Here is an 8,829-nt window from a genome sequence, read left to right on the forward strand (position 1 = left end):
CTTGTGCCACAAGGCGCCCCAAGCGGTCATGGCGTCCCCTTATGATGGTTTGAACCTCATTCAGTTCACCACTTTGGATAAAGGGGCGTTGTCCATAAAACACAACGCTTTGCTGTTCCTCTTTGCCGCGAGACCTGTCAATTGCAAATGGTAAACCACTTTCATGCTTCATGTTAAAACCTCAATAAAATTTTGAATTGTTCGCGAACATCGGCGCGTAAAGGAATGTTGATAGGTGTTTTGAGTATCTCGACACCGCCCTTCAGTTCATCAGGCTCCAACCAAAGCTTGCCAAGGGCTATGTTTTCTGCGGGGGTAGCATGAACGAGAACAGAAAAAGAGGCTGCTTGCTTGCCGTCAACATCGCCAAAGTCTGTTCGTGCTGCAACAAGAAGTGCAGTACCCATCGGGGAGGGCTGGAATCTGCCGCTTGAATGGCTGTACACACCCTCCAAAGCCTGTTCGACAGGCGCTACAGCATAGCATCTTCGAAAGCCAATCATGCCATCTTGGCTGTCTCTTAACACGAGATAAAGCGTGCGGCCATGAAACCACTCTGCCATCAGCATATCGCGTTCATGTTTTTTGACTGAACACCACGGAAAGTTTGCCATGTCCCATGGATAATCAATCTGGTCCCAACTTAATTCTTCATCCCCATCATCGATCCAATTGCCAATAAGGGTGCCTTCTTCTCTTAAGAGAACGTGCTCTATCTCTGTGGTGCGCCCGAAGGAAAATAAAGTGCCCCCAGCTGTTATGCACACACCGCTTTCATATTCCAGCAGACTGTCATCAAGGCGTGACATATTGCCTTCCATGGCTTGCACATCATAGCTATTGACACCACGGCGAAAATCAGAGCGCAAACTTTTGGAAAGTCTCACGATGGCTTCAATGGCTTCGAGCTGTGTTCGCTCAGGCAATTGATCAAAGTACAGTTGAAAGGAATTCCACCATGCACGCCCCGTCCAGGCGGGTTGAAAGCGTGCTGTCATTTGAAGCCATTCAAGTCCTCTATCAATAGCGGCAAGAGAGCCGCGAATATTTTGCCATTTAAGTCCTTGGTCAAGAAGAGTGTAAGGATTAGAAAAATAAGGGCTTAATTCTTGTAAGCCATATTCGTCTATCAAGTAAGGCAACCAAGAAGATGGACGCGTGATAAATTTCGCGCGTGGGATTTCTTCGAGCGTACTTTTGACTTGAGGATCAAAAGCCATCGCTTCTGCCAAACAGCGTTCAAACAAGCTTGAATTGGGTGGCAAAAGTGAAGAAAGCATCAATAAGCACGCCCCCGTTCAGACAAGACAATCTCTCCTACAGCTACCGCTTCATCAGGTGCAACCAAAAGATCCTCACAAGGTTGTGTTAAGGTCACATGGTGCACACCCTCAACCATCAGGCGGCTTATGATCCAACTCAATGAGAGATCACGCCCAAGCTTTTGCGCACGGACCCATTCTGCTCTTAAATTCTGCTCCGCTTTTTCCAAAACAAGAGGATTTTCATCAGGGAGCAGCCAAAGATCTGCGCGCACATTGATGATCCGTTGTACCGCACTTTTTACAAGGATGTGGTCATTGGTCATTTTAACGTGTTTGTCATCAAGGGCTGCTTGCACCTTTGCAATTAAAGCTTCATCAGCCACCCCTGATGGGCTGTCACTAAAAAGCGCAACATGAATCAGCGGGCTTTTGCCCACACGATAAACAAAAGCATCTTTGACATGGATATCGCTTGAGAGAGCAAAATATTGATACCGTGGCGCCGTGCCCCCTGTGGAATGTCCTTGTCTATTCAAGCGAATACGGCGACGGAAACGCTCATCATCTTCATCCAAAAGGCGAACGACCCCATGGAAATCTCCCAAATGGTCTAAACTTGTTCCACGAGCAAATTCCAATAAATTGTCCCGCGCCACCTCATTGACCCGTTGGCGCAAGAGCAACTCTTCATAAGCGGCTGCTTGCAATTGAATGACCACCGGATCATAAGCGGTCTTTTCCACATTATAAGGGATGTGATGCGCTGCCAAAAGCTTGGTTAAACGCGTGATTTTTTGTTGCAAAATTGCCTCAACAGAAAGCTCTTCAACAACTTGTGGTAAAAGGAGTTGTGGATGGGGAATTTGTAGAAGGGGCAACTGCTCAAACTCTGTCATCACCAACCTCTAAATCAATACTCATGAAATCAAAACTCAGGGGTTCCTTATGCGACCAATCCCCCAAATGCCCATCGGGATAAAAAACACCCGTGAGAACAAAGTGGAATGTTCCCTCCCGCGTTGCTTTTGCCAGATCAATCTTTTGCAGCGAAAACCCAGGCTCTCCACACTCTGGATCATTCAAAGCTTGCACGATTTCTTGATAAAGCTGCAATATCGTCGCAGGATCAGCATTGGCATCGAGGTAAGCTCCAACATCACACCCATAATGACGACGTAAAACCCGTGATCCAATCCTTGTCGTCAAACATTTACGAAGAGACTGTTGGCAATGCGCCCAACCATATAACAGAGAGCCATCCTTTTCGCTCATCCCGCACCGCATGTTTTAAACACCCTTCGTTGTCTTTGTAGTAGAAGCGACGGGGGATGGTTTTTCAGCAATCTGACCAAGCAGCAAGGGATATTGAGCAGCCTCATCGCTTAAACAAATTTCTTCACCTTTGCCTGGTGAACGCTTGCCTGCAACAAAATCCGCATTGGTTAAAATGACATAAGTTTTCTCACGCATGATAAACTCCTTTAAAGGGGATGAGAGGTTGTGGAGGGACCAATTTTGACCCCACCGTGAATATGGCTTGCTCCAACAGATGTTTGATTATGTTGCAAATCTTCTGCTTGTATGTGCACACTGCCCGTTAATTCAACACGGGTTGTTTGATGAGAAAGCACTAAACCTTGGCTACTCAAATGGATTTGGTTTTCCCCATGGGAGAGAATAAGTTCATCTTTTGTGATGCGCAAAGCACCACCAGCATAACAGAGCGCTAACTCTTGGAAAGAGCGTGCGGGGTTAGGCGCATCCTTGCTATAGCTATCGCGCACCACTAAAGAGGCAGAACCAATTTCGCCATGGGGATTAAACAACCGCACTGGATCACCAACATTTAAGGGCATATTGCTTGAAACAGTGCCTGAAGCTTCTTGTGCTTGCAACCAAGGCGATAAAACCGCTTTCCCATTAGAACCCTGTTTAGAAACTTGAACCCGTACCCTATGACCATCAACTTCTGCAACCCGCCCAATCATGTGTTGGTTGGCAAGACAGCGTTCAAGCCCATCAAGACGCTTCATAATTTGCCGAAAGGTCGTTGCTATAAGATGCGCATCATTCATGCCAACACCTCATTGTTACATGAAATCAAACCACTTTTGAGTTGTCCTTCATGACAAAAAATATCTTGCCCCAAATGATGCAAATCTTGGTGCCATTCCACCACGCTAATCGCCACACCACGCTGCTTAATCGCCGCAGAGATAATCGGTTCAATCTGCACCTCTCGCGGTGCACTTAAATGCGTTAGACCCCACAATTGCCCGCTATGACAAAGCACCGCAATGGCTTCTGCTAAAAGCCAACTGGAAACATCACGCTCTTTTCCTGTGGTGATAATAAAAGTGCCCAAATGAAGATCGGCACTCTGCTGCCCAGAAGCCACAGCAGTTAAGCGGCTTTCTAACACCGCAACGCGTATTGCTGGAGCCACAAGCATTTGTGTTTCAAGTTCTTCTAAATTAAAACGCCCAAATTGACAGCCGCAATCACGCACATCCGGCAAAGCGCTTTTAAGGCTCTTGATAACCGCTTCACGAAACTGATTGATGCGCCCTGCTTGCTTGACCGTTTGACTCATGAAAAGTTCCTTCCCAGCCAATCTTCTGCCGCTTTGATAACTTCCACTTTATTACCCTCTGAAAGCCCCAAATAAGGGCGTGCTGGCATGGTTACTTGGCGCGCGCGCACAAAGCGATGTGCTTTACCGCTTTTAAGAAAAAAGCGAAGAGTGCTGCCATTTTTAGGGCGTATAACCCCACCCAATTGGTGAATACGCGCATAAACCAATCCACTCCCAATAATGACTTTTTCTGGTGATGCCACCATATCAATGGAGCGTGAAAGCGCTCCACTGGCATAAAGAGTGGATGTGCGGGCATAATTGTTTTTCCACTTCTCTCCTTGAGGAGAAGTTTTTTCACTTTGAATCCGCCGCCTTGTGCTCTCTTGAAGCAAACGCCCAACCCCTTGTGCCAAAGTCCCCATCGAGCTATCAGCTCCCTTTTGTAAAAAGGATAAAGCCGCTTCAAGCCCCGTCTCTTTAATCTCAATATGGGTTGAAACAGACATGTTACCTTCCCATCAAACGCGGTTTGGCATGGAAAAAAGCACCATCCTTCACGGGACCATCTTCGCTCATAATGTTAGGTTCATCTATGCCTAAACCCGCTTTGCCTTCCGCAATGCGTTTCAAGAGTTCAACCGCCTGTTTGTAACGATCTTCAATGGTTGTGGTCAGTGCCGTATGGCGTATGGCTAAATTATAAACAGCAATATTAACACAAATCATGCCAAGAGCTGTTGGCTGTCCAGCAATGGGGACGCGGTAGCGATGAGACAGATGCACATCAATCTCACCGCTTGCTTGCTCAAGTGCTCGAGCAATTGCCTGATCTGCAATCACTTGATCTTTGTTCTCGTCCATACCGCATAAGTCGTCCAAGAAATCATTACCCCAAAGCTCTTCAATCAATGTTTTGCTTGCATAAGCCATGCTTCAAGTGTTCCCCTTAAATAACCTCTTGCAACAACACACCGGCATCTTTTGCTGCCACCAATTCGCACACACGTTCCCCCACACGCACCCGTTTACCACCTGATAAACCAATATCTGGATCATGGATCACTCCAGAAAAACGTTCACCCAGTTGCGCGCTAAAGCCCCAACTAATCACGGAACCATCCGCCTGTTGTTTGGTAGGATCAATATAAAGCAGTGCAATCTTATTGCCCCAGACCCGCGCCAATTGTGCTGAACGCCCTTTGCGCGCCAAATTCACTTGCGATTCACCAATGAGCAAACGCTCAGGGTGTATTTCCATCAGATCGGCAAATTGCGCCTTGGTGACAAAACCATCCGCAGTGCCACCCCCTTTAACAGCCTTGATAATTTTGGGATGGCGTTTGAGTTTTGACCAAACGACTTTGCCCATCACAATGGTGTTTGGCGTATAGACGAGGCTTTTATCCATTGCCTCATCTAAGCAAGCGTAAGGATCAGATTTTTCATAATCACTGAATTTATTTTCACCTTTGAGAGTTATCACGCGCTCTGGTGCATAATTTTCACTCTTTTGCACAAGGGCTGCAACACGCACTTCACGCCCCAATTCTAGCAAATTGGCAAGACCCTCTACAGCTGTCTTTTCGGGGTTATAACGAGAGCGTTTTTCTGCCCGTGCACGTGCGGCTGCTTCAATATCTGAATTGGGAATGAGATCATCAAGCCCATAATCTTTGACACTGGCTTCCCGTTCAAAGGCGGAAAATTCCACCACATTCGGGCGTCCTTTACGCCCAATTTCAAGTTCAGGAACGGTAAAACTTTCCGCTAAGGGAAATTCACTATATTTAAACACCTCACTTAAAACAGAAACGCGTGGCAAAACTTTATCGCCAATAAGAGAACCTGCTGGATTGCGATAACCAATAGCTATGGCAGTGAGTGTTGGATCAATGGGAAAAGGTCTGTTCATTTTAAGCCTCGATTAATTTATTTTAAAAGAAATAACATCACCAGCAGAACCATCACTCATGGCAAGTCCAATGGTGCGATCTGCTGCTTCAGCCTTTATGGCGTGCCCCTTTGGATCAGAGGTCAAAAAATCACCAAAGGAAACATTGCCTCCACAAACCACTTCACCCCAACCACATTGGCCAATATCAATCATCTCACCAGCCTTTGCGCTCAAAGATCCCGCAGTCCCTAATAATTTATCACCCTTACCAGAAGCCGTTGCCACACAACCCTCACCGCGCGCTGCAACAATGCAATAAGGCGAAATCACATCACTGGCGCGAAAAGATTTAATCAAAATCATTGTACTCATGATTGGAGCTCCTTTTGTTCGCAAATATGCTCAACCGCTTGGCTAATGGTGATGTCCCACCCTTTTTTCTTCTGCTCTTCTTGGTAATGACGTGCCGCAACAGCAACTTCTTCTGGAGCAAGTTTTGGTTCTTGCGCTAAGGCACACACTTCTAAAGGGCTTGTTGAGGCAAGCGTCGGCAACTTTTCTACCAAACTTTTAAAATGCTCCATGCCCCCTTCAAGGGTGCACAACGCACGGTATTCCTCACGGGCAGCAGGCAAAATCTTGCCCTCTTCAATTGCCTTGTCTAAAAGACTCTCAATGGCATTGTTTTTTTGCTCTTCTTGCAAAAGTGCTAAATCTTCTCGCGCTTTTGTTAATTGGGCATTTAATTCCACGCGTTCCTTTTCGCGCGCTGCAATGCTTGCTAAAATTTCATCAAGCTGCACATCTTTTGCCAGTGATAGTGCACTGGCAATGGCTGTCAAATCCATATCTTTCTCCACATCAGTTGTTAAAGGGGGGGGTAAAGGCTGTTCACGGCTTAAAGCCGTCATGACAAGGGCTGGACGATTGACCAGTCCAGCACCTGCTAAATTCAAAATTTCACCTTTCTTAGAATGGCGAAACTCAGGCGAAAGATAGCGATATTCGCGGGAAATAATTTTTTTGGTAGCCACCTCGGTCCATTTAACGCGCCCCCAAATCGCACCATCCCGCTCTGCTAATTCTTCAATCCAACCGCTGGCAGGCGCTTCTAAACCATTTCTCGCACGGTGATGTTGCCCATGCTCATAATCAATCACAAGCGGTCCTTTATTCGCCGCAAAGGCTTTTAAAATAGTTTGGGGGTTATAATGCCATTCCCGCCCATCACGCGCCTTCACATGTGGTGCCTTGGGCAAAAGCTCTACCCATTCAGGCGCTTGGCTAACGGTGGCGTCTTCACAAGAAATGTCTTTACATAAAACGTCTGGGCACAAAACCTCTGGGCAAAGATCTATTAACGCGGCATGAAATGTCCCATCATAAAATGTCTGGGCATCCCCATCTTTTTGATCTTCGTGAAATTCCTGTTCCATACATTGCCTATTGCTTTACAATTGTCATTGGCAATACAATGCATGAAACTTACTCCCACTATAAGTCTGACACTGTCAGTCAAAAGAGCATTTCTCAAAAAAGCGCCCTTTTCCCTATTATTTTCCTTATGAGAAAAACCCCCGTGCCAAACCATCCCATAAAATCGTTTTCAAAGGCACTTCAAAGGCGATAGAGCGCCGTTATGAAATGAGAGGTACAAATTATCATCTTATACCAAAAAACCTCTCTCAAGCCGTTTTTAAAAGATTGCTTTTCTGCTTAAAAAGACTATAGTTTTAAAGCGAAGGTGTGAGCCAGTTTTGCCAGGACGGCTTTGCCGGATCTGCGAGGAGTTGACCGCCCTCCACGCCTTCTCATTTCCCTACAACAACCTCTCGCCCTTCTTTTCGGCAGCCTCCAAGAGACGGTTAATTTCCTTTAAATCCTTTTTATGCATAGAGGTCAGCCACCATTCTTGTTTGCTTGCCACAAATTTAACCGCCAAGCGCCACCATACCCCATCATTTTCACCAAAAAAAATAACGCCCTGCGTATCCTTGCGTCTGATGATACCATGGGGTTTTATGAGGGTTTGAATAGCGCCACGAAAATCATCCAAAGTCAGATCACGCGCTTGATGCTCTAACAAAATATGCTTCACACTGTCTGAAGAGAGGCATACAAGGGAACTGTCCGCTGCAAAAACATCACGCACCTTATTTATCATTGGGGCAATAGGTATAAATCCGCGAGGCCAACGTCCTTCAAACATTGCTTGCAAAAGCGGCGAACCCACAATATCTTCAAGGGCAATGCGCTTTCGATTGTCCCCCATCATGGAAATTTTATCACTCAAAAAATGATTTAAATTTTGCGCCCGATGTTTCCCAGGGTTAGAATTCCAACCAGGATCAATCCCCTTTGGTATCTTTTCAACCTTCCCTGTTCGCTTATTGTGCCAAGCCTTTTGTTCCACTTTAAGCGGGGCTGCATCATCCTCATAACCCAAATTCTCTGCTTCATAACGGCTGACCTGTCGCACACTGCATTTACACCGCCAACCATTGGGTGGATAAAGCCAATCCCAAACCGGGTCATCAACCGGTGCCGTAAAACCTACCCAACTTTCATGTTCTAAACGCTTATGTTCTGAACTCGACAAAGCATAGGTGAGATAGGGTAAAAACTCTTTATTATTTTGCGTACGCTCCCACTCGCCTGCCGCATGCGCACTCATGGTATTGGCCCAATAGACCGTTTCTAAACGCCGTGGGCTGCCCAATTGGACTAAGCTTTTTTCACCCGTAAGCGGATCAATACTGGTCTTTTTACCCCACCAACCCTTTTCCTGTAAAATCGGCATCAAATTTTTTTGAAAATCTTGAAAAGGAATTTGATGTTTTATGGCTTCTCCAACCGCTCGCTTAAAATCATCTAAAATGTCATAACCCACCGATTTTGCCACCGTAAAGGAAAAAGCATGTTCCTCTGGTGCCACATCACGCCAATCAAAGCTTGGAACAACAGCCTTGGCTGCAAAATAACGTGTGACCTCTTTGGGAGCCGTTTTGAAAAGTTCCTCAGCCATGATACCCAAGCCCACGTGCAATCATTTGTACTTTTGCCAAACGTGCTGCTAATGCGTGATGATCCAT

13 protein-coding genes are annotated in these 8,829 nt (G+C 46.2%); all 13 read right to left on the reverse strand.

The genetic code is table 11. The features are described from left to right. On the reverse strand, positions 1 to 172 hold a 172-nt coding region (locus J7R10_RS09975; protein ID WP_246787412.1), incomplete at its 3' end, for a DUF4815 domain-containing protein. A 1-nt stretch (position 173) separates the two neighbouring features. Continuing rightward, positions 174 to 1,280, reverse strand: a complete 1,107-nt coding sequence (locus J7R10_RS07000) for a phage tail protein (protein WP_010705193.1) — start codon at positions 1,278 to 1,280, stop codon at positions 174 to 176. Then, the gene (locus J7R10_RS07005) at positions 1,280 to 2,161 is read right to left on the reverse strand and encodes a baseplate J/gp47 family protein (RefSeq protein ID WP_010704516.1); all 882 of its coding nucleotides are present in this window, start codon (positions 2,159 to 2,161) and stop codon (positions 1,280 to 1,282) included. Before J7R10_RS07005 ends, J7R10_RS07000 begins: the two co-directional genes overlap by 1 nt. Continuing rightward, positions 2,148 to 2,549 (reverse strand): GPW/gp25 family protein, encoded by a 402-nt coding sequence (locus J7R10_RS07010; protein ID WP_010704515.1) that lies wholly within the window; start codon positions 2,547 to 2,549, stop codon positions 2,148 to 2,150. The genes J7R10_RS07005 and J7R10_RS07010 overlap by 14 nt, the downstream gene beginning before the upstream one ends. A gap of 3 nt (positions 2,550 to 2,552) precedes the next feature. After that, entirely contained in the window at positions 2,553 to 2,735 is a 183-nt protein-coding gene (locus tag J7R10_RS07015) for a hypothetical protein (RefSeq protein WP_010705289.1), read from the reverse strand. Between the two features lie 11 nt (positions 2,736 to 2,746). Further along, a complete protein-coding gene (locus J7R10_RS07020; RefSeq protein WP_010705290.1) occupies positions 2,747 to 3,340 on the reverse strand; it encodes a phage baseplate assembly protein V in 594 nt (197 codons plus the stop codon). Next, the gene (locus J7R10_RS07025) at positions 3,337 to 3,858 is read right to left on the reverse strand and encodes a hypothetical protein (RefSeq protein WP_010705192.1); all 522 of its coding nucleotides are present in this window, start codon (positions 3,856 to 3,858) and stop codon (positions 3,337 to 3,339) included. Before J7R10_RS07025 ends, J7R10_RS07020 begins: the two co-directional genes overlap by 4 nt. Next, the gene (locus J7R10_RS07030) at positions 3,855 to 4,349 is read right to left on the reverse strand and encodes a phage virion morphogenesis protein (RefSeq protein WP_208436399.1); all 495 of its coding nucleotides are present in this window, start codon (positions 4,347 to 4,349) and stop codon (positions 3,855 to 3,857) included. Before J7R10_RS07030 ends, J7R10_RS07025 begins: the two co-directional genes overlap by 4 nt. Before the next feature lies 1 nt (position 4,350). After that, the gene (locus J7R10_RS07035; protein WP_010705293.1) at positions 4,351 to 4,773 is read right to left on the reverse strand and encodes a gp436 family protein; all 423 of its coding nucleotides are present in this window, start codon (positions 4,771 to 4,773) and stop codon (positions 4,351 to 4,353) included. Positions 4,774 to 4,789: 16 nt separating this feature from the next. Beyond that, positions 4,790 to 5,755 carry a major capsid protein gene (locus J7R10_RS07040; protein ID WP_010705294.1) on the reverse strand — a complete coding sequence of 322 codons (966 nt, stop codon included), beginning with the start codon at positions 5,753 to 5,755 and terminating at the stop codon, positions 4,790 to 4,792. Positions 5,756 to 5,767: 12 nt separating this feature from the next. After that, positions 5,768 to 6,109 carry a DUF2190 family protein gene (locus tag J7R10_RS07045; RefSeq protein WP_010704492.1) on the reverse strand — a complete coding sequence of 114 codons (342 nt, stop codon included), beginning with the start codon at positions 6,107 to 6,109 and terminating at the stop codon, positions 5,768 to 5,770. Further along, positions 6,106 to 7,173 carry a phage protease gene (locus J7R10_RS07050; RefSeq protein WP_010705191.1) on the reverse strand — a complete coding sequence of 356 codons (1,068 nt, stop codon included), beginning with the start codon at positions 7,171 to 7,173 and terminating at the stop codon, positions 6,106 to 6,108. Before J7R10_RS07050 ends, J7R10_RS07045 begins: the two co-directional genes overlap by 4 nt. Before the next feature lie 383 nt (positions 7,174 to 7,556). Next, the gene (locus J7R10_RS07055) at positions 7,557 to 8,762 is read right to left on the reverse strand and encodes a phage head morphogenesis protein (RefSeq protein WP_208436400.1); all 1,206 of its coding nucleotides are present in this window, start codon (positions 8,760 to 8,762) and stop codon (positions 7,557 to 7,559) included. Positions 8,763 to 8,829 lie beyond the last annotated feature (67 nt).

It is taken from the genome of Bartonella vinsonii subsp. berkhoffii ATCC 51672, from assembly GCF_902825225.1.
In the GTDB taxonomy this organism is placed as follows: domain Bacteria; phylum Pseudomonadota; class Alphaproteobacteria; order Rhizobiales; family Rhizobiaceae; genus Bartonella; species Bartonella berkhoffii.